The sequence below is a fragment of the Armatimonadota bacterium genome (genome assembly GCA_031460175.1).
Taxonomy (GTDB): Bacteria; Sysuimicrobiota; Sysuimicrobiia; order Sysuimicrobiales; family Sysuimicrobiaceae; genus Sysuimicrobium; species Sysuimicrobium tengchongense.
The window spans coordinates 308,512-331,589 of the sequence record JAVKGW010000003.1; the positions used below are offsets into that span (position 1 = coordinate 308,512).

Below are 23,078 nucleotides of genomic sequence, written 5' to 3' on the forward strand. Positions count from 1 at the left end.
TGGACGTGAGAGAGAACATCCCGCGAGCGTTCGAGGGACGGAGCCTGCACTCCCCCACCCCGACGGCCCCGAAGACGAGCCCGATTCACCCGCGGCGTCCCCCGATCGAGCAGGTTGATCCCGACGATAGCCCAACCAAATCCTAGGAAGGCCGACGGCGGCTGTCAAGCAAGGGTACCCGACCCGTGGAGTGCGTGGCCGGTCCCTTGCCCCTAGGCCCGCTCCCCGATGGGAGGCTCGATCCCCGCGATCTCGCTCTGGCGGATCTTCGCGAGCTCCACGAGCCACTCCGGATCCTCGTAGACGTAGTCCTTCCGAAGGGGGTGCCCCTTCCAGTCCTCCGTCATGAGGATCCGGCGCAGGTCTGGGTGTCCCTCGTAGACCACGCCGAAGAGGTCGTAGGTTTCCCGCTCGTGCCAGTTGGCCCCCACCCACAGGTCGCTCACCGTGGGGATCCGGGGATTCTCCCGATCCACGGGGACCTTGATGAGCAGCTCGTGGTTGTGCGTGGTGGACCACAGGTGGTAGGTGCACTCCAGGCGGTCTCCCCAGTCAATGGCACTGCAGAAGGACAGATAGTCCATCTGGAATTCCGGGTCGTCCCGCAGGAACCGCATCACCTCCCGGAAGCGTCCAAGCGGCACCTGGAGGGCGGGGGTGAGGTATCGGTGGACCGTGGGTTCCTCCCGGCGGGGAGGTCGGGGAGGGGCTTTGCCTTCCGCCCGGGCCCGTTCCACCTCCTCCTGGTAGGCCCGCTGCCGCTCCTGTTGCTCTCGCTCGAACCGCTCCAACTCTTCCCGGGCCGCCTCCACCAGGTCCCGGACCTCCGGGAACCGCTCCCGCAACTTCCGGATCAGCTCTTCCGGGAAGTGGCCACCGCTCGGGCGAGGGCTCGGGCGCATCATCGCAGGATCCCCCGGGCGACGGGCTCCTTGGGCGCGGCCCGGTGGAGATCCTCGAGGGTGTATAGGAGGTTGGCGCGGTTGTAGGTGCTGGCCTCGTAGTGGGGGGTGAAGACGATGGCTTCCGTGGGGCAGACCTCCACACACAGCCCGCAGTACTGGCACTTGTCCATCTCGATGTCGAACCGCGTGAGGACCCGCTCCTTGCCCCGCCCCGTGGCCTCGATGTGGATGCAGCGGCTCGGGCAGATGCGCTCGCACTGGAAGCAGATGATGCACTTGTCGTTGCCGATCTCGCTGTCTACGGGAAGGGCCAGGATCCCGTGCCAGCGGGGGGAGACGTTGGATTTCTCCAGTGGGTACAGCAGGGTGGCCTTGGGTCGGGCCGCGGTGCGCAGCGTCTCCCGCAATCCCGTCATCAGCCCCCGGACCGCCGCGGTGGCTCTCTCGAAGACCGCCGGCATCTTCCCCCTCCTACCGATCCACGTCCGCGAGCACGATGTCGATGCTGCCCAGGATGGCGATGATGTCCGCCACCTTCCACCCCTTCATCATCTGGGTGAGGGCGAACAGGTTGGAGAACGACGGAGCCCGGATCTTCACCCGCCACGGCGTCTCCCCGCCGTTGCTCACCAGGTGGATCCCCAAATCCCCTCGGGGGCTCTCCACCCGGGTGTACACCTCCCCGGGCGGGAGCTTCGGGGTGAGGGAGACCCGGGGGGTCCGCACCTCCCCGTCCGGCATCTGATCCAGGCACTGAAGGATGATTCGGGCGGACTCCCGCATCTCGTCCATGCGCACGAGGTACCGGGCGAAGCAGTCCCCCTCCGTGTACACGGGCACCTGGAACTCCACCCGGTCGTAGACCTCGTAGGGATGGCTCTTGCGTACGTCCCAGGGAAGGCCGGAAGCCCGGGCTACGGGTCCGCAGGCGCCGTAGGCGATGGCCTGGTCCCGGGTGAGCACCCCGATCCCCTGGGTCCGGGCCTGCCAGATGGGGTTTCCGGTGAGGAGCCGATGGTACTCTCCCAGCCGGTTGAGGAAGTAGTGGCAGAACTCCCGGCACCGCTCCGTCCAGCCCGGCGGCAGGTCCTCGTTCACCCCTCCGATGCGGAAGTACACGTGGTGGAGCCGGCCGCCCGTGACGGACTCAAAGAGGTCCATGATGAGCTCCCGCTCCCGCATGCACCACAGGAACGCGGTGGTGGCCCCGAGGTCGATGCCGTAGGTTCCCAGCCACAGGAGGTGGCTCGCGATGCGCTGCAGCTCCATGAAGATGGTGCGGATGTATCGGGCCCGCTCGGGCACGGGGATCCCCCCCAGGGTCTCCACGGCCCGGAGGATGGCCATCTCGTTGAGGAGGGCCGCGAGGTAGTCCATGCCCCGGTCCGCGAGGGAGATGCACTGGGTGTAGTTGCGGTGCTCCATCATCTTCTCCACGGAGGAGTGGAGGTAGCCGATGTCCGGATGGACCTCCACGATGTTCTCCCCGTCCAGGGTGACCACCAACCGCAGCACCCCGTGGGTGCTGGGGTGCTGCGGCCCCATGTTCAGGATGAGCTCCTCCGTGCGCAGGGCTCTTGCCATCCTAGGCTCCCCTGCGGCTCAGGCGCCGCTCCCGCATGATCTTCTCCTGCAGCTTCAGCACGCCTTCGATGAGGGCCTCCGGCCGGGGCGGGCAGCCCGGCACATACACGTCCACGGGGATGACGGTGTCGATGCCCTTGAGGATGGAGTAGTTGTCGTAGTAGAAGGGGCCTCCGCAGGTGGCGCAGCTGCCCATGCTGATCACGTACTTGGGCTCCGGCATCTGCTCCCACAGGCGCCGCACCACGGGGGCCATCTTGATGGTGCATCGGCCGGAAACGATGATGAGGTCCGCCTGCCGGGGCGTGGCCCGGGGGATGACGCCGAATCGGTCCAGGTCGAACCGGGTGGCGAACGCCTGCATCATCTCCATGGCGCAGCAAGCCAGGCCAAAGGTGAGGGGCCAGAGGCTGCTGGCCCGGGCCCAGTTCAGGACGTTCTCGACGGTGGTGAGCAGCAGTGCCCCACCGGGAAGCTTATACAGGACATCCGCCAGCTGCTCGATGGGAGCCACCTGAGAGCCTTCCACCGGGATCCGGGCGATGGAGGTCACCTCCGGGCCGCCGGAACGGATCGGACCGTCTCTCATGCGCGTCTCCGAGGAACCGTCCTGGAACATCCCACCGCTAGATTCTGGCACAAGAAGTGCGTGTCCTCAAGGCAAGCCCCCTCCCGGGCTGAGCGCGGGCGCCTCCACCCCTGTGGCGCGGCGCACATCCGCGCCGAGCCCGCGGAGCTTCTCGTCCAGCCCCTCGTACTTCCGGTCAATGTGCTCCACCCCGTAGATCTCCGTCACCCCCTCGGCCACCAGCCCTGCGACCACCATGGCCGCCCCTCCCCGGATGTCCAGGGCCTGGACGGCCGCCCCCGTGAGCCGGTCCACCCCCCGCAGGTACGCGGTGTTCCCCTCCACCCGGATGTCCGCCCCCATCTTCAGCAGCTCGTAGGCGTACCCCATGCGGCCGTCGTAGATGGTTTCCCGGATCACCGCCTCGCCCTCCGCGGTGGCCAGCATGGCCACGAAGGGCGGGTGGAGGTCCGTGGCGAATCCCGGGAAGGGCGCGGTGTCGATGTCCACGGCCCGCAGACGTCGGCGGGCCCGCACCCGTACGCGATCCGTGTTCGCCTCGATCTCACACCCGGCCTCCGCGAGCTTGGTGAGCAGGGCGGTGACGTGCTCCGGGATGAGCCCGTCCACCTCCACGTCTCCCCGGGTGGCGGCACCCGCGATGAGGTACGTGCCCGCCTCGATGCGGTCCGGGATGACCGCAGTGCGGGCTCCGTGGAGCTCCCGGACACCCTCGATCACGATGATGGAGGTGCCTGCGCCGCGGATGCGGGCGCCCATGAGGTTCAGGAACACCGCGGTGTCCGTCACCTCGGGTTCCAGGGCCGCGTTGTGGAGCACGGTCGTCCCCCGAGCCCGGGTGGCGGCCAGCATGAGATTGATGGTGGTGCCCACGCTGCGCCGCGGCACGTAGAACTCCGCCCCCCGCACCTCCTCCGCCCACCCGATCATGTAGCCCCGCTCCGTGACCACCTCCGCGCCCAGGGCCTGAAAGCCCCGGATGTGGAAGTCCACGGGCCGGCCGCCGATGCTGTCTCCCCCCGGGAGTCCCACCTCAAATCGCCGGAACCGCGCGAGGAGCATGCCCGCGGCGTAGTAGGAACCCCGGATGCGCCCGCACAGCTCCGCGGGCGCGTGGGTTCCGGTGAGGCGGCGGGCGTTAATGGTGCAGCACCCTCGCTCCACCTCCACCTCGCAGCCCAGGGCCCGGAGGATGTCCGCCATCACCAGGACGTCGCGGCAGTGCGGGACATTCTCGATCACCGAGACATCCGGCGCCAGGGCCGCCGCGGCCATGATGGGGAGCACGGTGTTCACCGCACCCGCTACCTCTACCGTACCTTCCAGGGCCTGACCTCCCCGTACGATGAGGACCTCGTCGCTCATGCCGACCTCAAGGCGGGTTCGATTCGCTGCTCCACGTAAAAGCGCACCAGCTCATCGAGGATCCGGTCGCGGCTCACCTTGCGGATGAGGGAGCGGGCGCCCCGATGACCGGTAATGTAGGTGGGGTCCCCGCTGATGAGGTAGCCCACCAGCTGGTCCCGGGGGCTGTAACCCCGCTCCTGCAAGGCCCGGTAGACCTCCAGGAGGATGCGGAAGACGTCCTCCTCCCCTTCCCCCACGCGGTAGATCCCGGTCTGCTCCGTCACCCCTCTCCCTCCCTTCGGGGTTTACAGGCCACGTACACCACCACGGCCCCGCCCGCGAGGTCATGCAACCCCACCGACGCAAACCCTGCATGCGCGAGGATCTCCGGGAACTCCCGCTGGTCTGGCCACGCCCGGATGGAGACCGGGAGGTACAGGTAGGCATCGGGATGCCGGGAGAGCCGGCGGCCCAGCCAGGGGATCACCGTGAAGGAGTAAAGGTCGTAGAGGGCCCGGAAGAGGGCGTTGCGGGGCCGCCCGAATTCCAGGATCACCAGCCGCCCACCCGGCCGCAGGACCCGATGGAGCTCCCGCAGGGCCCGGTCCAGGTCCGCCACGTTGCGGATCCCGAACCCCACCGTGACCGCGTCAAAGGCCTCATCCGGGAGCGGGAGAGATTCCGCATCGCCCTGCACGAACCACACCCCCTTCCTCCTCCCCGCTCGTCCCCGGGCGATCTCCACCATGGGTCTAGCGAAGTCCACTCCCACCACCCGGCCACCGGGGCCCACCCGCTCCCATAGCAACAGCGCCAGATCTCCGGTCCCACAGCAGACATCGAGGGCGGCGCCTCCGGGGACGAGTCCCGTGCACGCGGCTGCGAACCGCTTCCACCGGCGGTGCAGCCCGAGGCTCAGCAGACCGTTCAGGAGGTCGTAGCGGCGGGCGATGCGGCTGAACATGGCGCGCACGTATGCCCGCTTCTGCTCCGGAGGGAGGGGACCGCGGCCGAGCTCGATCGCCACGGGGAGTATTGTACGACATGGGCCCGCCAGGATTCGAACCTGGAACCAACCGGTTATGAGCCGGCCGCTCTGCCGTTGAGCTACGGGCCCGCCCGGAATTCAGTATATCCCACCCGCACGAGGTACAACCCTCCCGCCTCCACCACGGGACCCGCGAGCTGGCTATCTCGGGCCGCCAGCAGCTCCCCCATGGACTCCGGAGACCGTTTCCCTGCCCCCACCTCCAGCAGGGTCCCCACCATCATCCGCACCATGTGCCGCAGAAACCGATCCGCCACCGCCTCCACCACCACCAGGGGCCCCTGCTGGCGAACTTCCAGCCGGTACACGGTGCAGAAGGTGGTGCGGGGATGGCTGCCGGTGGCACAGAAGGAGGCGAAGTCGTGCCGGCCCACCAGGGAGGAGGCCGCCTCCCGCATGGCCGAGAGGTCGAGCCTTCCCTCCCAGAAGAGGGCCCGATTTAAAAGTAGCGGGTTGCGGCCGGGCCGGTTCCAGATGAGGTAGCGGTAGGCCCGCCAGCGGGCGTCCCGCCTGGCATGGAAAGTCTCGGGAGCCTCCTGAACGCACCGCACCGCGATGTCCCGGGGGAGGTAGTGGTTGAGGGCCCCCACGAACCGGTGCGCGGGAAGGGGGGAAGAGGTGCGGAAGTGGGCCACCTGGGCCAGGGCATGCACCCCCGCGTCCGTACGGCCAGCCCCCACCACCCGGATGGCCTCCCCCGTCACCCGCTCCACAGCCTTTTCCAACTCCTCCTGGATGGAGGGGGCGCGGGGCTGGCGCTGCCAGCCCGCGTAGCGGGTCCCGTCGTAGGCGATCACCAGCTTCAGGGTGCGCATGGGGCCTCCCGCTTTGCACAATGGTGGGGAGTTGGAGGCCGGTTGTGCAACCCGGGATTGCCATCCGACACGAGGACCCGTGGCCGCTCCTTCGGCGCCTGGTGGCCGTCTACCGCAGCGCCTACCGGGGTCTTGAGGCGTATGCGTACCGCACGGATCGGGAGGTGGTGGAGTACCTCCGGTGGCTCCATAAGCGGGATCCGGAAGGGTTTCTGGTAGCCGACCTGGACGGAGAGGTGGTGGGGTTCATCGCCACCGACGCCCGATGGGTGGACTACCGGGGGGAGCGGATCGGGGAGATCCACGAACTCGCGGTAGACGGACCTTACCAGGGCCGGGGGATCGGCAAGGCTCTGTGCCTCGCTGGGCTTCAGCACCTGCGGGATCGGGGGCACCGGCGGTTCGGGCTTTGGGTGGGGGAATCCAACCTGCGGGCCCAAGCCCTCTACGAGAGGCTGGGATTCCGGAAGGTGGGGCAGTGGGGAATCTGGGTGCGGATGATCAGGGATGACCCGCAAGCCGGATCGCCGAAGTGAGTACCCGGACCGCATCCACCACCTGTCGGAGCTCCACGTGCTCGAAGGCCGTGTGGGCCACCGCGAGCCGTCCGGGCCCGAACACCACCGCGGGGATCCCCGCGGAGACCAGGTTCTCCGCATCGGTCCAGCTGCGGATGGCCCCGACTTCCGCGGGCCGCCCCAGGGCCTGCTCGTACGCCTCCCGCAGAAGGCAGAGGACGGGCGCATCCTCGGGGAGTTCAAAGGGGGGGCTCTCATCGAGAACCTCCGCATCTCCCCCGTGCGCCTCCACCACCCGCAGGACCTCCTGCCTGACCGCCTCGATCTCCTGGCCCGGAAGCACCCGGAAGTCCACGCTGAGGGTACACCGGTCCGGGACCAAAAGGGCCAGCTGCCCTCCTCGGATCTCCATGACGTTGAACCCGCCACGCCCGACCAGGGGGTGCTCGGCCCGCACGAACCCCATGGCCTGGAACGCCCGCAGGAGTTCTGTGGCCCGCAGGATGGCGTTCTGGCCCGCCTCGAACTCCCCCCCGTGGGAAGGGATCCCCGATAGCTCGATGCGCACCTCGAGGCTACCGGCCTGCGCGGGGCAGATGCGGAGCTCCGTGGGCTCCAGCACCACAGCCGCCTCCGCCCACACCGCCTCCGGCAGCACCTTGCTCCCCAGCCCTCCCTGTTCCTCATCCACGGTGAAGGCCACGGCCACGGGCATCTCCCGGACCTCCGGGATCTCTTCCAGGGCCAGGAGGATGGCCGCGATCCCCGCCTTCACATCCGCGCTTCCCCACCCCCACACGCACCCGGCCTCCACCCGGGGCCGGTCCGGGGGATCGGCGATAGGAACCGTGTCCGCGTGGGCGGTGAGCAACAGCCTTGGCCGCTCCGCTCCCCGCCAGATCAGGTTCGCCCGGTTCTCCTCCACGGGCTGCCAAAAAGGCACTAGCCCCAGGGATTCCAGCCGGGCCTCCAGATACGCGAGGAGGGCCTGCTCGTGTCCCGTGGGGCTCGGGATGGACACAAGCCGCAACAGCTCCCGCCGCGCGCGCTCGAGGAGAGGCTCCATCGAAGCCGATCATACCGCACGGAACCAGGAGTTTGGGCCGTGCAGGAGGAAATGCTTGCCCGATGATTCTCGACGCCGCGCTTCCCGTGGGTTCCCTGCGAGGGGTGCCGGAGGTAGCACGGCTGGCGGAGCGGCTCGGGGTCGGGTGCCTGTGGGCCAGCGAGACCCAGCGCGACCCCTTCCTCCCGGGACCCCTCGTGTACGAGCACACGCGGCGGCTGGCGTTCGGCACCGCCATCGCGGTGGCCTTCGCCCGCAGCCCCACCCTCCTCGCCCACACCGCGTGGGACCTCGCGGAGCAGAGCGGCGGCCGGTTCATTCTGGGACTCGGAACCCAGGTACGGGCCCACGTACAGCGGCGGTTCGGGATGCCCTGGCCGGACTCCGCGGTCGCCAAGCTGCGGGAGCAGATCCAGGCGATCCGGGCCCTGTGGCGGTGCTGGCAAACCGGGGAGCGGCTCTCCTTCCGGGGTCGGTACCATACCCTCACCCTCATGTCCCCCTTCTTCAACCCGGGTCCCATCCCGCACCCTGAGATTCCCATTTACGTGGCGGGCGTGAATCCGGGGCTGGTGCGTCTGGCGGGGGAGGTGGCCGACGGGTTCTGTGTACACCCCCTGCACTCCCCGGAGTACCTGCGGAGAGTGGTCCTGCCCGCGCTGGAAGCGGGAGCCGGACGGGCAGGCCGCAGCCACAGGGACGTTACGGTTTCCGCCTCGGTGATGATCGCCACGAACCCGCAGGAGCGGGAGTTCCTGCGGTCCCAGGTGGCCTTCTATGCCAGTACTCCCTCCTACCGCACGGTGCTGGCGGTGCACGGCTGGGAGGAGATCGGCGAGCGCCTCTCGGCCCTGGCCCGCGCGGGGCGGTGGTCGGAGATGTCCGGGCTCATACCGGACGAGATGCTCAAGGCCTTCTGCGTGGTGGGGGAAGAAGTGGCAGAGATCCCCGAGCTCCTCCGGGCACGCTACGAGGGACTGGTGGACCGCATCACCCCATACTTCCCCCTGGTTCCCGGGGAGCGAGAGGAGCTGTGGAGGACCCTCGCGCGGACCTTCGGAAGGGGATAGGACTACGGGGAGGACCCCAAGAGCTCTTCGGGTACCACCCGCTCTCCCTGCCCACTCAACAGCCCGATGCCGAACTGCTGGGCGGCCCGCTCCGCGCTCGCGTCCACCCGGATTCCGTAAGCGTACACGAGGTAGGGCCCGGGGAACCCCACGGCCGCAAGGCGCCTCTGGAACCCCTCGGACCGCATGCGCGAGGCCCACGCCTCCACCGCCCGCCAGCTCTGTCGGGCCTTCGCCTCCACCACCGCGGTGAGCTCCCGCCCGGCCGGATCCACCACCCGGACCGCCACATCCACCTCCCCGTTCAGCGCCAGGGACACGGGCTCGGTGAGCATCCGGTAGCCCTTGTCCTGCAGCACCATCCTCAGGATGCCCTCCGCCTCCGCCTCCACCGTGGGCCCGATCACGGCCTCAAGTCGCCCTAGGCGGTCCTCCACTCGATCCAACCGGACCTCCACCCGCTCCAGCCGGGCTTCCACCCGCTCCAGCCGCTCCTCGAACCTCCGCTGGACCTCCACCAGCTGCGCGACCGCCTCCTCCAGGCGACGGAGCCGCTCCTCCGTGCGGATCTGTGCCTCCTCCAGCCGCGTCAGCCGCTCCTCCGCACGGATTTGCGCCTCCTCCAGGCGGGCCAGCCGCTCCTCCGCACGGCGATGGGCCTCCACGAGCCGCCGGATTTCCTGGCCGAGCTCCCGGACGATCTGAGGCAGGGTCAGGACCTCATCGCCCAGCAGCACGGCGCGGAGGTGGGCCCGCCACTCCGGGTGCTGCTCAAGCAGCCGGAGGAGATCCTGGAGGTCATTCACAGAAAACGGCATACCCACTCCATCCTACCTCGGCGGGGTACATTATGGGGATGCGGACCATCCCTGCGCGGTCGCCTGTGCCCCACGATGTGCGGGTGGGCGATGCACAGCGTCCCGGTGAGGACCCTATCACCCACCTGTCTCCCCCCGCAGGACCGCAAAGGGGGTCCGCAGGAGGATGAGGAGGTCAAGCCAGGGGGACCAGTTCCCCACGTACCACCGGTCCAGGAGCTGCCGGGTCTGAAAGTCCAGCGCGTTGCGGCCGCTTACCTGCCACAGGCCCGTCAGCCCCGGCGATACGTCCAGCATTCCATTCGCGTTCAGCAGCTGCAACTCCTCCGGGAGGTAGGGGCGAGGACCTACAAGGCTCATCTCGCCCCGCAGGACGTTCCATAGCTGTGGGATCTCGTCGAGGGACCACCGGCGCAGGAACCGGCCCACGCGGGTAACGCGCGGGTCGTAGCTGCGCAGCTTCCGATAGCGCTCCCACTCCTCCCGGGCCCGGGGATCTTCCGCGAGATGGGCCGCGAGACGCTCGGAGGCGTCCAGGTACATGGTGCGCAGCTTGATGCAGGGAAAGCGCCGGCCCCCCCGGCCGATCCGGGGCTCCACGTGGAAGACAGGGCCGGGGGAGTCCAGCTTCACGAGGAGGGCGGCGATGAGCACCACGGGGAGGGAGAGGAGGGCGAAGAGGCTTCCCATCACCAGATCCATGGCCCGTTTGAGGATCCCGTTCCAGGGGTGCAGGAGGGTGTTGGGGACGCGGAGGAGGACCGTCCCTTCATCGAAGAGACCCAAAGCCTCCAACCCAAGCACCGGGATCTGCGCGAGATCCGGGACAAGGAGGACATTTTCCGCCACGGGGCGCAGGGCCTCCACCACGCGCAGCACGTCTGAGGATCCGAGACCGCTCGAGAGCACCACCACCTCTCGGGCACCCCAGCGGGCGGCGGCTTCAGGGGCCTGCTCCCAGTCGGGAACGATCCCCACCACCTCGTAGCCCAGCGAGGGATCCCGGCGGAGGGCCGAGGACACCGCCTGAGCCGTCCCTACCTCCCCGACCACGAGGGCCCTCCGGCGCCAGAGCCCCAGGGCAAAAAGTGCGCGCTTGGTCAGTCCCCGGAAGGCGGGCAAGGTACCGAGATAGCCCAGCCACGTGAGCACGAGGACGGGCCGGGAGACCTCCTCCTGGAGCTTCCCCGCGGACACCAGGGCGAAGGCCAGCACCGCACCCACGGTGGCGGCCCCCAGGCCTCGACGGATCTCCTCCCACCTCGGGAGCCTCCGGGTGTATAGCCCCGCGTACGCAGCGGCCCCGAGGAACGCCAGGGGGAGCCACCACAGCTGCAGGTAGTGGGAGACTGGATAGGTGGAGCGCGAGAAGGCGGGAGAGAGGGCCGGGAGGATGGCGTTCCGCACCCCCACGGCTCCCACAAGCGCTGTGACGAGGGCTCCGAGGTCAGAAAGAAGGAGGGCGAGGACGCACAGGGCCTGCAGGGCCATGTGAGGGAGCGCCCGAGAACCCCCGAGGGAGACTCCCCGACCGGTCAAGCCCGCCTCCGCGTGCGCTCTTCCCACACCGCCCGCAGCACGATCCCGAAGAAGGCGAAGTCGTCCACCAGGTACCGGCGCCACAGCCTCCGCGGCTCGTGCACAAGCCTCCACAGCCACTCAAGCCCCACCCGCCGCATCCACCGGGGGGCCCGGGGTTTCCTGCCCGCCGCGTAGTCCAACGCGGCCCCGCAGCAAACCGCCACCTTGACCCACAGCCGGGTCCAGTTCCGGTAGACCCACAGCTCCTGGGCCGGAGAGCCCAAGCCCACGAAGAGAATGTCGGGAGTCGCCCGGTTCACGGCCTCCACCGCGGCCTCCTGGTCCTGAGGGTCCTGCGCGAACCCCTCCACCGGGGTGTAGGTACCAGCAACTTTCAGGCCACCGAACTGGTTTTTCAGCTTTTCCGCGGCCCGCCGGGCCACCCCCTCCCGGCCCCCCAGGAGGAACACCGAGTACCCCCGCTCCGCCGCGAGCCGGCACAGCTCCGGGAGGAGGTCGCTTCCGGCCACCCGCTCGGGAAGGGGCCGGCCCAGGAGGCGGCTCGCCCACACCACGGGCATCCCGTCCGCCAACCGGAGCCATGCCCCGTCCACAGCCCCGCGGAACTCCGGGTCCCGGTGGTAGCGCACCACGTGGTCCACGTTGGGGGTGACGATGTAGCCGCGCTTAGGAGAAGAGAGGATCTGAGCGACGAGCTCTAGCACCTCCGCCATCCGGTAGGGGGCCAACTTCTCTCTCAAGAGATCCACTCCTACCCCTCCCGCCCGGCCCTCCGCTTCTCCCAGAGGTCCCGGTCGGAGCCAGCCCCAAAGCCTCCCCGCAGCCCCGGCTACGTAGGAAAGGGCCGCTCCCGGGCGCAACAGGACGATGGAACCCACCGCGCCCCCGAGGGGCCGGGCTAGCATGTACAGCGAGAAGAGAATCGGGCAGCGGTGCTTCCGCAGGACCCGGCCGATTCCCTTCCCGTACCGGTACAGCCGCCCGGCAAGAGCCAAGCTCGGCTCCCGCCTCGGGTGGATCACGTAGAGACTGGGTTCGTACCAGATCCGCGCCCCCAGCTGCAGTGCCCGAAGCACGTAGTCGAGTTCTTCCCCAGATCCCCAGGCAGAGCCAACTCCCAGATGCTCGTCAAACAGGCCCACCTTCTCGACCACCCGCTTCCGGACAAACAGCCCATACGCCACGCAGCGAAACCACACATTCCGGTGTCCGATCCATCCCGCCGTCCTGTGCCACCGCCCTCCCGACGCTCTTCCTTTCGCATCCACGGAACGCACGCTGAGCCCATCCCAGTCCGGGTGCTCCCGCAGGAACCCCGCCACCCGTCTCAAAAGCCAGGGCGGATACCGGCAGTCATCGTCCGGAAAAGCCACGACCTCCCCTCGTGCCACCTCGAGTCCGGCGTTCCGCGCCCGGGCAAGCCCCCTCTCGTTCCTCTTTCGGATGTACCTGATCTTCACAGTTCCAGCGTAGGTTTCCAGCCGTCCCTCCAATCCGTCCTCTGCGCCCTGATCCACCACGATGACTTCCACATCCGCCCATCGGTTGGCTTTTACGGATTCCAGAAACTGCTCCACCTCGTGCTGTCGGTCTCGGGTGGCCAGAATCAGGGAGAACATCATCGGCCGATCTGCTCGTCCTAGCGGGTCTTCTTCAGGACGCCCTCGTAGACGGCCAAAAGCCTTCGAGCCACTTCCTTCCAGGAAAGTCGTCAGGGAGGACCTGTATATCGGATGTCCCCGGGCGATCGCCAATTCCGCAGGAGGTTGCCTGGCTCAGGAACAGCATGTGCGTCGTACAAGGTCGCTTGAATTCCCGAATTTCGCTGTGTTCACCGTATGATCTTTTGATCGCGCCACAATGATGGTTATCCCGCTTTCTTTGGTTATCCAGTCCTCCGGGCTTAGGACCACATCGAGATCCAAAGAGCTCGACACGGATCTCGGCAAATACCACCGGCTTACCCATCGTGGCCATAGGATCTCTTCTCGCCACCTTTCCCAAGCATAGAACACGCTGTATCCAAATTGGCTCAACAAGCGACTCAGTTGTTTACACCCCACGGGCCCGATGAAAGCAGGGTGGACTTCCATGGCGATGACGGGGCCGAAGGTATCTAGGATTTTTCTTCCTCCTTCGAGGACCTCAAGCTCCGCACCTTCCACATCCATGCGGATCATATCCACCCGGGGCTCATTCGCCAAAATCTGATCTAAAGGACGAACCTCTACATTCACCCACCCCAGAGGTTCTCCTGTATGAGTGAATAGGCCATTCCAGTTCGCTTGACGGTAAAAATAAAGTTTTGCCGTGCCCGGTTGTGCCCCGGCAGCCAGCGGGAGAGGGAACACGTTCCGTTGGTTGTTTGTTTTGATATTCTTTTGGAGTAATCGATAACTTTCAGGAAACGGCTCCAAAGCGATGACTCTCCCGGTTGGCCCGACCGCCCGCGCGGCAATCAGGGTGAAGTAACCCAGGTTGGCTCCGACGTCCACCACTGTCATGCCGGGCCTTAGGAAGTCCTCAAGAAAGGCGGTCAGGAGGGGCTCGTGGACCCGCTCCATCGCGAGCTCGGCAGACAGCCCCGCATCTTGGGGATTCAGATATAACTGGAGCCCACGAACGTCAAAACACAGTCTATCCGGAGGGTGCCGGCGGGCCATGCGCTTCCACATCGCGACCCTGTACAAATGCCTTAAATTCCGCAACCGCCAGAAGGCCATCTCCACGGCAAAGTAGCCGAACCCCTGCCAGCGGTATTCCTGAACGTACCATCTTAGTTTGCGGACTGGGCGCGTCCAGCGCATGTGTCTCTATCTCCTATCCTCCCACCGCGTCAGACGGGCTCCCGTCCGCCGGGAGAGGAACCCCGGCCGGCCGGGGCCTTCCCGCCGAACCGGACCCGAGCAGCGGCCGAAGCAGGACCACGTAGGCCCCGAACTGCACGGCGGCCCGCAAGGACCAAGCGAGCGCGGCGCCTGTGGCTCCATAGGTGTACACCAGGAAGGCCGCGCCGACCGCAAACGGAGGTGCGAGTGCCAGGGTGACCCGCGCGGGGATATCGGGACGCCCCAGGGCCGCGAAGGCCACGGAAGGCACGTGAGCGCACCCGAACAAAAGCCCTCCCAGGGCCAGGAGGCGGAGGGGATCTGAAGCCGCCTGGGCCTGCGGACCGATCCACCACCGCAGGACCTCCCCCGGGATAAGGGCCAGGAGCACTGTGCATGGACCCAGTACCATCCCCACGAGGCGAATCCCTTCCGTATAGGTTCTCCGCATGACTTCCGTATTCCCTACTGCCTGGCTTCCGCTCAGGGCTGGGTAGGCCGCGGTGGCCACCGCCACGGGGACCATCATGAGCCTCAAGACCGTCTCCTGAGGCACCGCGTAGAGGGCGACGTCCGCTGCTCCTCGCAAGATGGCCACCAGGAACCGGTCTCCATAGGTGAGGACAGGAGCCATCCAGGCGTGCACCATAACCCATCGGCCGAACTCAAGAAGCTCTCGCGCCACCTGACGGTCGAACCGGAGGTTTTTCCACAGCCCGTTAATCGCCCTTCCTAAAAACAAACCGAGTGCCAGGAGGTAGAGAGCCCGGACGCCCGCCATGGCCGCCACCATAGCAGGCAGACCAAAATGCACCGCACCGGCTAAGGCCAGAGCCGTTACAACGCCCGACACTCCTCTCGCCGCCGCGATGGGCCTGAACCAACAAAGGCCTTCCAGCACTGCCTGAAACGCCCAAGCGGCCAGAAACACAGGGAGCACCACTCCGGCAATCCGAAAGACTTCCACGGCCTCCTGCCGGAGATCATGCGGGAGCCGGAGCCACCCTCCCCCTACCGGAGCCACCGCCCAGAGCAATCCTCCTGCCACTACTCCAACACCAGTCAACACCAGCCACGAGGTCCAAGCGATCCCGGGAAGGAGGTGGTCGTCCCCGAGCTCCCGGGCCCGGGCCACAGCCCTTACGGTTCCCCGGCCCAGTCCCAGATCGAAGAGGGTGAGGTAGGAGAAGAGGGTCCAGACGAGGGCGAACACCCCGAACCGGTGCATGCCGAGCCGGTGGACGAGTGAGGGCAGCACGAGGGCGTAGGCCACAGCAGGCAGGGCCTGCCCGGCCACGTTCACCGCGGAGTTCCGCCAGAGCGGCATCCCTAGGCCATGGCTTCCCACCGGGCGGCCCGACCTCACCCTCTCTTTACCCCTCGGCCTCCACCTCTCCCGCTCCGACCGGAGCAACCTCTGTGCCGTACGGTACCTCACTTCACGGCCCCTCCAAAAGGTCCACCCCGGATCATCTGCTCCAGGGTTGGCCAGAGGGCCTCTGCCTCCCCGCTCAGTCCGTGCGGCGCAAGGCCCCGGACACGGGAACGTGCCTGATCCTCCCGCGTCAGGGCTCCCACCCTCGGTAAGTGATGAGGCGCACCGCGGTGAGGGCCCGGTACTCCCGGGCCTCCGCCACGAACACCATGGGCAGGACCTCGTCCCGCACCACCTGGAAACGCCACCTCTCCGCCTCCGACCACCGCTCGATCTGTTCCCGGTCAAACCGCGGGCCGGTGAACGGGATGTAGGTCCATTCCCGCACCCGGTGGCGGCTCAGGGCCCGTACGAGGTCCCGGAGGGCTTCGCGACCGTCCACCCGCAGCAGGACCCGCCGGAAGTACAAGGGCGCAAGCGTCCGGAGTACCGGCTCCGCTCCGCTCACCAAGATCGGAGCGGAGCGCCGTTCGACCTCCCCGGAGAGGGTGGCCAGGGATCGGACGCTGGCGTGGATCCCCGCCATCCCCGCGGATTGCACCACGAGCCCCCCGATGATCAGGATCCCGAGGGCCGCATGCACGGCCCGCTCTCCGCGGGGCCAAGAGGGGCTCTGGTGGACGAGGGCAGCCAGTCCGGCCCAGGCGAAGAGGGGGACCGCGGGCAGGAGGTATCGGGGACCCCACTGGAGACCGCCCACGCTGGCCGAGACGAGCACGGCCGCGGTGTAGAGGGCCCCGGTGAGCAGGGGGAACCGGACCTCGGGGAGGGGGCTCCGCGCGGCGAGCGACAGGATGGCCACAAGCGGCGTGGTGGGCAGGAGCCCCATGAGGTGCTGGCCGGTGACCGCAGCGGAGAGGGGGCCTAAGATCGCCACCACGGCACCCGCCAGAACCCAGATCGGATCCCGGCTCCGCACGCCCCAGAAGAGCAGGACACTCCCCGCCACCACCGTGCTTGAGACGGCGAGGGAGAGCGGGATCCGCTCGGGGTGCTCCCCGTTGTGCGGCTGCTCCGTGCTGACGAGGAGGTCGTAGGCCACCAGGAGGCGGCGCTTTGTCCATTCCTCCACCGCTCCGACGGCAGATCGGACCTCCGCCACCCGGGCGCCCACGGCGGCCTCTCCCTTGAGGCCAAGGGGGTGTCCAAAGAGGTAGAGGTTGAGGGCCCACACGGCTAGGGCCGGGACCAGTATGCCGACCACGATCCGGGCCGCCACGCGTCTTGCGAACACCTGCCAGGCGGCCAGGACCAACGCGAGGGCAAAGAGGTACATCTCGGTGCGCAGCCACAGCCCAAGCCCCGCCAGCACTCCCGCGAGGAACGCAGGGACGGAACGCTTCTCCAGGCCCGCGGCCGGGACGAGCGCCGTCGCACCTGCACAGAGCCCCACGGCGGGAGCGTGATCCCAGAACAGGAGACCGTAGATCGAGAGGGGAGTGCTCAGGATCGCGGGCACGGCCAGGGGTGTCCACGTTTTCAGGAGAGATGCGGTCGTCCCGAGCACCGCCACCACGCCGGCTAGGGGCAGGAGGAGGAGGCCGGGGAAGCCCACCACTTGATACGGGAGGGAGGCCAGGGCCGGGAAGTACGGCGGATAGAGGATGTGGAGCTCTCCTTCCCGCCTGACCAGGAACCAGCCGCTGAAGGGGAGGTAGCGGGCCCCCGGGTCGAACGGGGCCCCCGGGTACGGGATGGAGACGCGGCGGTACCCCTGGCGCACGAGGGCCTCCACCTGCACGAAGCGCAGACCTGAATCCGGGGACCAGAAGGCTCGGTGCCGTGACACCGATAGGCCTGCCAGGACCAGCACCCCGGCCCCCGCGGCCACCGCTCCAAGGGCTTCCAGACGCCTCCTCACCGACCCCCCTCGAAGGTCACGAGCCGCAGGCCGCTCTCCGGATCCACACGGTCCTCTGCCACCCTGTAGGGCCAGCTCGCCTCCCGGGACCACCGGAGCACGAAGGCGGGCACGAACCGTACTCCGGAGGCCGGGATGTACGTCCAGCGGGGGACTCGAAGCATAGCAAATCGGCGCACGAGGGCCCGCAGGTCCTCCGGGCTCTGCACCAACAGGAGCTTCTTCTCGAAGTACACGGGGCCCGCGAGGAGTGCGATCCACTCGAAGGAGGTCACCACCACCTCCGCGGGCGCCCGCCGCAACCCTTCCATCCCTGCCCGGTTGCGGACGGTCCACTGCTCCAGCTGGTCCACCCCTGAGGCCTGGATCAGAATCCCTGCCCCCACGAGCGCGGCCGCAACCCCACGCAGGGCGGGCCAGGTCTCCGGGAAGCGTAGGCGGCAGCGGTCCAGGGAGGCGAAGGCAAGCCATGTCAGGGCCGGCAAGATGGGAAGGAGGTAGCGGGGTCCCCACTGGACCCCACCCCGGGTCCCCGTGGCCACGACCCCGACCCCGAAGACCAGGCACACCGCCCACAGGAACTTCTCCCACCGTTGCCGCCGGTCCGGGAGAAAGGCCAGCAAGAGCGGGGGAAAGACCGGGAGGAGGCCGCTCACCGCGGAACGCCCCGCGACCACGGAGAGGACCGATGCCACCGCAAGGATGCCTCCCAGGGCCACGAGCCGCTCCGACCGCTCCCGCAGGCCCAGAAGGATAAAAAGCACGGCCCCCGCAAGCGCCCCGGTGACCCCCAGGGAGATCCACAGGTGGCGCCAGGTGAGACCGTAGAAGTCGGTGTTCACGAGTTGGTAGTAGGCCACGAGGAGGCGCTGCCCCAACCACTCCCATCCCCCGTCCGCCGCGGTGGCAATGGCCTCGGCCCGGGAGGCCGCGAGACTAGAGCCCTTGTAGCCGAGGGGGTGGCCGAAAAGACCGGCGTTTATGACCCACAGGGGAAGGCCGGCGGCCACCACCCCGGATCCCAGGGCCACGGCCCCCCGGATCCGCGGAGTCCCCCACAAAAGCCAGCCCACCAGGGCCGCGGCCGCCAGCACGTACATCTCGTTGCGCAGCCACAACCCCAGACCCAACACGAAACCCGCGAGGCCGAGTGTCCGGAGCGAAGCCCCCTCCAGGGCCCGAACCGCGAGGGAACAACCCCCCGCCGCGAGGGCCACCGCGAGGGCGTGGTCCCAGAAGGAGGCGGCGTACAGGACGAGGGGTGAGCCGAGCCCGAGCCCCAAGCCGCCGAGGACCGCTCCTCCCGACGCCCGATCTCCCAAAAACCGAAGGGTGACCCCCACGGACGCAAGACCGGCAACTCCTGGAAGGAAGAGAAGCCCCGGCCATCCGAACGTGGCGTACAGGGGTGCCGTGAGGGCGGAGAAGTATGGGAGGTAGCTGAGGTAGTGCTTTCCGGCCCGCGCGAAGTGAAACCAGCTCCCCGCGGGAAAGAAGCGGCCTTCCGGATCGAGCTCCCCCGCCGGGTACGGCACGGGCACCTGTCCGGACCGCGCCAGGACCTCCACCTGGACGAACCGCAGCGCTTGGTCTGGGCTCCAGAAGGCCCGGTGCCGGAGGAGCACATGGCCCGCCACCGCGTAGGAGAGAGCGCAGACCGCCAGGACCGCGTAGCCGGCTCGCATCCGGGCAGGTTCGGGAGCATCTCCCATGCCAGGGCGGAGCTATCCCTCCGGCGGGAGCGGGAGATCGCAGCGCACCAGGTCCTCGTAGGTCTCCCGCCGCACCACGACCTGCACCCTCCCCTCCTCCACCAGCACCAGGGCGGGCCGCGGGAATCGGTTGTAGTTGCTGGCCATGGAGTAGGTGTAGGCCCCCGTGGCGAACACCGCCACGACGTCCCCGGGTCCTACCTCCGGGAGACGGGCCTCCCAGATGAGCACGTCCCCGGACTCGCAGCACCGGCCTGCCAGGGCCACGGTCCGGGTGGGCGGCGCATCCGGCCGGTCCGCCACCACGGCCTCGTACCGGGCTCCGTAGAGGGCGGGCCGGGGGTTCTCGTACATCCCACCGTCCACCGCCACATAGGTGCGCACGCCCGGGATCTCCTTGACGGCCCCCACGGTGTAGAGGGTCACCCCCGCAGGCCCCACCACGGACCGTCCCGGTTCCAGGAACAGGGCCGGTAGCGGTAGGCCGTGCTCCGCGCAGGCAATCCGTACCGCCTCCGCCACCGCGCGCACGTAGTCCTCGATGGAAGGAGGCCGGTCAGCCGCGGTGTACCGGATTCCGAGTCCCCCGCCCAGGTTCAGCTCCTCAGGGGTGTACCCGAGCTCGGCCCGGATCCGGGCCGCAAACGCCACCAAGACCTGTGCGTTGAGCCGGAACGGTTCCAGGTCCAGGATCTGGCTCCCGATGTGGCTGTGAAAGCCCCGAAGCCGCACCCCCGGGATCTCCAGGGCCCGACGCACCGCTCGCTCTGCGGCCCCTTCCAGGATCCCGAACCCGAACTTCGTGTCCACCCCACCCGTCTGGACGGCCCGGTGGGTATGGGGCTCGATGCCGGGTGTCACCCGCAGCCAGATCTCCGCGGGACGGGCTCGCTCGCGGGTCATCTCCTCCAGAAGCGCCAGCTCATAGAAGTTGTCCACCACGATGCGGCCCACCCCCGCCCGGAGGGCCATCTGAAGTTCCTCCGGGGTCTTGTTGTTCCCGTGCAGGCACAGGTCCTGCGGCGGAACACCCGCCTGCAGGGCGGTGTAAAGCTCCCCGCCGCTTGTGACGTCGAGTCCGAACCCGTACCGGTGGACCAGCTGACAGACGCCTACGGTGCACAGGGCTTTCGAGGCGTAATAGGGGCGGCCAGCGGGGACGAACTTCCGGAACGCTTCCCGATACGCCTCCAGGTTCGCCCGCAGCCGTTCCCCGTCGAGCACGTAAAGCGGGGTGCCGTAGGTCCGGGCGAGCTCCACCGCGCTGAGACCTCCAAGCCGCAGATGTCCCTCCTTCGTCCGACCGAACGCCTCCCGCACGCCTCCCTCCGCACGAGCTCTCTTCGCAACACTGTACCAGACGGCGGGACGGCCCGCTGCGATACAATCGGGATAGCGGAACCTTCCGGAGGTACATCCATGCGCCAGGCGGTGATCCTCAGCGCCGTCCGCACCCCCATCGGCCGATTCCTGGGCGGCCTCAGCACGGTTCCGGCCCCCAAACTGGGAGCCCTCGTGGTGCGGGAGGCGGTGCGGCGGGCGGGCGTTACACCGGAGCAGGTCGACGAGGTGATCATGGGCAACATCCTCTCCGCGGGGCTGGGTCAGGCCCCGGCCCGGCAGGCGGCCATGTACGCCAGCCTTCCCCCTTCGGTGCCCGCCACCACGGTGAACAAGATGTGCGGGAGCGGGCTCAAGGCCGTGATGCTGGCCGCGCAGGCCGTCCGGGTAGGAGATGCGGAGGTGGTGGTGGCGGGCGGCATGGAGAACATGAGCCAGGCGCCGTACCTCCTGCCCCGGGCCCGCACCGGCTATCGGCTCGGACACGGGGAACTCCTGGATTCCATGATCCATGACGGACTGTGGGACGCCTACCGGAACTGCCACATGGGCTCCTGCGCGGAGCTTCTGGCCGCGGAGTACCGCATCACCCGGGAAGAGCAGGACCGCTATGCGGTTCGGTCCTACCGGCTGGCCCTGGAGGCCCTGGACCGGGGGCTGTTCCGGTCGCAGACCGTGCCCGTGGAGCTCCCGGACGGGAAGGGTGTGGTGGAGGAGGACGAGGAGCCCCGGCGGGTGAACTTCGAGAAGATCCCGCACCTCCCGCCCGCCTTCGAGCCGAACGGGACCGTGACCGCGGCGAATGCGAGCAGCATCAGCGACGGGGCCGCCGCGGTGGTGGTGGCCGCGGAAGAGGTGGCGGAGCGGCTGGGACGGGCGCCCATGGCCCGGATCGTGGGGTACACCACCGCGGCCACGGAACCCGAATGGTTCACCATCGCGCCTGCCTACGCCATCGAGCGGCTGCTCGGTAGGCTCGGATGGACCCCGAAGGAAGTAGACCTCTACGAGATCAACGAGGCCTTCGCCGCAGTTGTCCTCGGGGTGAGCCGGAAGCTCGGGCTGGACCTGGATCGAGTCAACGTGCACGGCGGGGCCGTGGCCCTGGGACACCCCATCGGCGCAAGCGGTGCCCGCATCCTCACCACCCTGCTGTACGCCATGGAGGAACGCGGTGCCAGACGGGGCATTGCGGCCGTGTGCCTGGGGGGCGGGGAGGCGGTGGCCCTCGCGGTGGAACGGGACTAGGATTCCGTCGTGCCTGTGAAGGTGAAGGCCTCGAGGAACAGGGCCGGAACCCGGTCCGAACCGAACCGGCCGTCGCTCAGGAGCCACGTCTCGCGTCCCACCTGCCGCACCGCGGCCAGGGCCTGGACGTAGCCCTGGGTGAACCGCAGGTCCCGCACCGGATAGGTGATCTCTCCACCCTCCACCCAGAACACCCCGTCCCGGGTCATCCCCGTCACCACGCAGTCCCGGGGATGTACAAGCCGCGTGTACCAGAACCGGGTGATGTAAAGCCCCCGATCCAGAGCCCTCAGGAGCTGCTCCAGCGTCGCCTCCCCGGGCGCCAGGAAGAGGTGGGCGGGAAGAGGGCCGAGGCTTGCGGCCTCGGGCCAGGCTCGCGGGAGCGCGTGCCCCGTGGAGCGCTTCCCCTCCCGGGCCGCGGTCACGGTGTCGTACACGGGCCCCTGCGGGACGCCCCGCTCCACGATCCCCACCCGCTGCCGGGGAACGCCCTCGAAGTCAAAGGGGAGCGGAATCCCCGCTGTGTCCCGGCCATCGTCCCACAGGGTCACGTGCTCCGAGAGGACCCGGGTTCCGATCCGGCCGTTCATCCAGCTGCGGCCCTCCTGAACCGCCAGGGCGCCTGCACCCGCGTGTCCCAGCCAGCTCACCACGTCCCGCACCGCGTACGGATCAAGCACCACGGGGTAGACCCCAGGGGCCACCGCCCTGGGGTTTTGGGCCCGCACGGCCCGCTCCACCGCGGACCGGGCCAGGGAGGGGATGTCGAGCGCATCCCACCGCCACGCGGCCCGTTCCGCATAGCCTGAGCCGTCCTCCCTGTGGGCCACGGTGCTGAACCGGACCCGGGTACCCGCATGGTAGCAGAACACCCCCTTGGAGTTCACCACCGCCACCTCCTCCACGCGCGCGGAGAGGGCCCCGGCCGCGATGGCCCCGCTGGATTCCGCGATCCGCAGCGCTTCCCGCACTTCCCGGGCCCGGTCCTCCGGACCCAGCGCGGCCACCGCGTCATCGAAGGCCATCACGGGGTCTACGGGCAGAGGCTCGGCCAGTCCGGGGAAATCCGGAACCTCCGGCGCCAGCCGAGCTGCCGCCTCCGCCCAGGCGATGGCCTGTGCAATGGCCTCCGGATCGAGCCGGTTGGTGATCGCAGACCCCAGGCGCTTACCGACCACCACCCGTACCGCCACCTCCCCGTTCGTCTCCGCCACGTTCTGGTGGATGGTGTTGTTGGCGAACCGGGTGAGGGCCTCCTCAGCGGCCAGGAGGACGATTTCCGTCTCGTCCGCCCCGGAGCGCATGAGGGCTTCCTGCAACAGAACCTCCACCTTCCGCCTCCCCAACATCG

The 23,078-nt window shown here is 68.5% G+C and carries 21 protein-coding genes and 1 tRNA gene; 3 read left to right on the top strand and 19 right to left on the bottom strand.

The features are described from left to right. Positions 1 to 212: 212 nt before the first annotated feature. From QN206_06350 to truA, 9 genes are all read right to left on the bottom strand, one after another. A complete protein-coding gene (locus QN206_06350) occupies positions 213 to 905 on the bottom strand; it encodes an NADH-quinone oxidoreductase subunit C (protein ID MDR7614431.1) in 693 nt (230 codons plus the stop codon). Further along, a complete protein-coding gene (locus tag QN206_06355) occupies positions 902 to 1,366 on the bottom strand; it encodes an NADH-quinone oxidoreductase subunit I (GenBank protein ID MDR7614432.1) in 465 nt (154 codons plus the stop codon). Before QN206_06355 ends, QN206_06350 begins: the two co-directional genes overlap by 4 nt. A 10-nt stretch (positions 1,367 to 1,376) precedes the next feature. Then, a complete protein-coding gene (locus QN206_06360) occupies positions 1,377 to 2,489 on the bottom strand; it encodes an NADH-quinone oxidoreductase subunit D (GenBank protein ID MDR7614433.1) in 1,113 nt (370 codons plus the stop codon). A 1-nt stretch (position 2,490) separates the two neighbouring features. Beyond that, a complete protein-coding gene (locus QN206_06365) occupies positions 2,491 to 3,078 on the bottom strand; it encodes an NADH-quinone oxidoreductase subunit B family protein (protein ID MDR7614434.1) in 588 nt (195 codons plus the stop codon). A gap of 66 nt (positions 3,079 to 3,144) precedes the next feature. Continuing rightward, complete coding sequence (gene murA / locus QN206_06370) at positions 3,145 to 4,443, bottom strand: UDP-N-acetylglucosamine 1-carboxyvinyltransferase (GenBank protein ID MDR7614435.1); 1,299 nt, start codon at positions 4,441 to 4,443, stop codon at positions 3,145 to 3,147. Continuing rightward, positions 4,440 to 4,709, bottom strand: a complete 270-nt coding sequence (locus QN206_06375) for an IreB family regulatory phosphoprotein (protein ID MDR7614436.1) — start codon at positions 4,707 to 4,709, stop codon at positions 4,440 to 4,442. Before QN206_06375 ends, murA begins: the two co-directional genes overlap by 4 nt. Then, the gene (ubiE, locus tag QN206_06380; GenBank protein MDR7614437.1) at positions 4,706 to 5,452 is read right to left on the bottom strand and encodes a bifunctional demethylmenaquinone methyltransferase/2-methoxy-6-polyprenyl-1,4-benzoquinol methylase UbiE; all 747 of its coding nucleotides are present in this window, start codon (positions 5,450 to 5,452) and stop codon (positions 4,706 to 4,708) included. Before ubiE ends, QN206_06375 begins: the two co-directional genes overlap by 4 nt. An 18-nt stretch (positions 5,453 to 5,470) precedes the next feature. Further along, positions 5,471 to 5,542 (bottom strand) — tRNA-Ile (locus QN206_06385). Further along, a complete protein-coding gene (truA, locus tag QN206_06390; GenBank protein MDR7614438.1) occupies positions 5,533 to 6,288 on the bottom strand; it encodes a tRNA pseudouridine(38-40) synthase TruA in 756 nt (251 codons plus the stop codon). Before truA ends, QN206_06385 begins: the two co-directional genes overlap by 10 nt. A gap of 44 nt (positions 6,289 to 6,332) precedes the next feature. Between truA and QN206_06395 the strand changes: the two genes are divergently transcribed. Further along, on the top strand, positions 6,333 to 6,824 hold the full coding sequence (locus QN206_06395; protein ID MDR7614439.1) for a GNAT family N-acetyltransferase: 492 nt from the start codon (positions 6,333 to 6,335) through the stop codon (positions 6,822 to 6,824). Here QN206_06395 and QN206_06400 read toward each other — a convergent pair. Further along, positions 6,790 to 7,872 carry a M20/M25/M40 family metallo-hydrolase gene (locus QN206_06400; GenBank protein ID MDR7614440.1) on the bottom strand — a complete coding sequence of 361 codons (1,083 nt, stop codon included), beginning with the start codon at positions 7,870 to 7,872 and terminating at the stop codon, positions 6,790 to 6,792. The two genes, QN206_06395 and QN206_06400, sit on opposite strands and share 35 nt — an antisense overlap. A 62-nt stretch (positions 7,873 to 7,934) precedes the next feature. On the opposite strand from QN206_06400, the gene QN206_06405 reads away from it, so the two are divergent. Next, positions 7,935 to 8,942: a TIGR03617 family F420-dependent LLM class oxidoreductase gene (locus QN206_06405; GenBank protein MDR7614441.1), complete on the top strand. Its 1,008-nt coding sequence runs from the start codon at positions 7,935 to 7,937 to the stop codon at positions 8,940 to 8,942. 2 nt (positions 8,943 to 8,944) lie between these two features. On the opposite strand, the gene QN206_06410 is transcribed toward QN206_06405, so the two are convergent. From QN206_06410 to lysA, 8 genes are all read right to left on the bottom strand, one after another. Next, positions 8,945 to 9,760, bottom strand: coding sequence for a hypothetical protein (locus QN206_06410; GenBank protein ID MDR7614442.1), 816 nt, complete (start codon positions 9,758 to 9,760; stop codon positions 8,945 to 8,947). A gap of 117 nt (positions 9,761 to 9,877) precedes the next feature. Further along, the gene (locus QN206_06415; GenBank protein MDR7614443.1) at positions 9,878 to 11,299 is read right to left on the bottom strand and encodes an exopolysaccharide biosynthesis polyprenyl glycosylphosphotransferase; all 1,422 of its coding nucleotides are present in this window, start codon (positions 11,297 to 11,299) and stop codon (positions 9,878 to 9,880) included. Further along, positions 11,296 to 12,924 carry a WecB/TagA/CpsF family glycosyltransferase gene (locus QN206_06420; GenBank protein ID MDR7614444.1) on the bottom strand — a complete coding sequence of 543 codons (1,629 nt, stop codon included), beginning with the start codon at positions 12,922 to 12,924 and terminating at the stop codon, positions 11,296 to 11,298. Before QN206_06420 ends, QN206_06415 begins: the two co-directional genes overlap by 4 nt. Positions 12,925 to 13,077: 153 nt before the next feature. Further along, on the bottom strand, positions 13,078 to 14,109 hold the full coding sequence (locus tag QN206_06425) for an FkbM family methyltransferase (protein MDR7614445.1): 1,032 nt from the start codon (positions 14,107 to 14,109) through the stop codon (positions 13,078 to 13,080). 13 nt (positions 14,110 to 14,122) lie between these two features. Then, positions 14,123 to 15,457: a flippase gene (locus QN206_06430; protein ID MDR7614446.1), complete on the bottom strand. Its 1,335-nt coding sequence runs from the start codon at positions 15,455 to 15,457 to the stop codon at positions 14,123 to 14,125. A gap of 238 nt (positions 15,458 to 15,695) precedes the next feature. Next, entirely contained in the window at positions 15,696 to 17,426 is a 1,731-nt protein-coding gene (locus QN206_06435) for a hypothetical protein (protein ID MDR7614447.1), read from the bottom strand. Next, positions 17,423 to 19,111 (bottom strand): hypothetical protein, encoded by a 1,689-nt coding sequence (locus tag QN206_06440; protein MDR7614448.1) that lies wholly within the window; start codon positions 19,109 to 19,111, stop codon positions 17,423 to 17,425. The genes QN206_06435 and QN206_06440 overlap by 4 nt, the downstream gene beginning before the upstream one ends. Before the next feature lie 39 nt (positions 19,112 to 19,150). After that, positions 19,151 to 20,458: a diaminopimelate decarboxylase gene (lysA, locus tag QN206_06445; protein ID MDR7614449.1), complete on the bottom strand. Its 1,308-nt coding sequence runs from the start codon at positions 20,456 to 20,458 to the stop codon at positions 19,151 to 19,153. 99 nt (positions 20,459 to 20,557) lie between these two features. On the opposite strand from lysA, the gene QN206_06450 reads away from it, so the two are divergent. Then, positions 20,558 to 21,727 carry an acetyl-CoA C-acetyltransferase gene (locus QN206_06450; GenBank protein ID MDR7614450.1) on the top strand — a complete coding sequence of 390 codons (1,170 nt, stop codon included), beginning with the start codon at positions 20,558 to 20,560 and terminating at the stop codon, positions 21,725 to 21,727. Here the strand turns inward: QN206_06450 and QN206_06455 are convergent. After that, on the bottom strand, positions 21,724 to 23,076 hold the full coding sequence (locus tag QN206_06455; protein MDR7614451.1) for a TldD/PmbA family protein: 1,353 nt from the start codon (positions 23,074 to 23,076) through the stop codon (positions 21,724 to 21,726). The two genes, QN206_06450 and QN206_06455, sit on opposite strands and share 4 nt — an antisense overlap. Positions 23,077 to 23,078: the final 2 nt, after the last annotated feature.

Bases quoted from the DNA above. Each gene is read 5' to 3' on its own strand.
- QN206_06425 (MDR7614445.1), bottom strand. From the start codon at position 14,109: ATGCGCTGGACGCGCCCAGTCCGCAAACTAAGATGGTACGTTCAGGAA.
- murA (MDR7614435.1), bottom strand. From the start codon at position 4,443: ATGAGCGACGAGGTCCTCATCGTACGGGGAGGTCAGGCCCTGGAAGGT.
- truA (MDR7614438.1), bottom strand. From the start codon at position 6,288: ATGCGCACCCTGAAGCTGGTGATCGCCTACGACGGGACCCGCTACGCG.
- QN206_06405 (MDR7614441.1), top strand. From the start codon at position 7,935: ATGATTCTCGACGCCGCGCTTCCCGTGGGTTCCCTGCGAGGGGTGCCG.
- QN206_06450 (MDR7614450.1), top strand. From the start codon at position 20,558: ATGCGCCAGGCGGTGATCCTCAGCGCCGTCCGCACCCCCATCGGCCGA.
- QN206_06355 (MDR7614432.1), bottom strand. From the start codon at position 1,366: ATGCCGGCGGTCTTCGAGAGAGCCACCGCGGCGGTCCGGGGGCTGATG.
- QN206_06420 (MDR7614444.1), bottom strand. From the start codon at position 12,924: ATGATGTTCTCCCTGATTCTGGCCACCCGAGACCGACAGCACGAGGTG.
- QN206_06365 (MDR7614434.1), bottom strand. From the start codon at position 3,078: ATGAGAGACGGTCCGATCCGTTCCGGCGGCCCGGAGGTGACCTCCATC.
- QN206_06430 (MDR7614446.1), bottom strand. From the start codon at position 15,457: ATGCCGCTCTGGCGGAACTCCGCGGTGAACGTGGCCGGGCAGGCCCTG.
- QN206_06400 (MDR7614440.1), bottom strand. From the start codon at position 7,872: ATGGAGCCTCTCCTCGAGCGCGCGCGGCGGGAGCTGTTGCGGCTTGTG.
- QN206_06455 (MDR7614451.1), bottom strand. From the start codon at position 23,076: ATGTTGGGGAGGCGGAAGGTGGAGGTTCTGTTGCAGGAAGCCCTCATG.
- QN206_06440 (MDR7614448.1), bottom strand. From the start codon at position 19,111: ATGCGAGCCGGCTACGCGGTCCTGGCGGTCTGCGCTCTCTCCTACGCG.
- QN206_06350 (MDR7614431.1), bottom strand. From the start codon at position 905: ATGATGCGCCCGAGCCCTCGCCCGAGCGGTGGCCACTTCCCGGAAGAG.
- QN206_06360 (MDR7614433.1), bottom strand. From the start codon at position 2,489: ATGGCAAGAGCCCTGCGCACGGAGGAGCTCATCCTGAACATGGGGCCG.
- QN206_06410 (MDR7614442.1), bottom strand. From the start codon at position 9,760: ATGCCGTTTTCTGTGAATGACCTCCAGGATCTCCTCCGGCTGCTTGAG.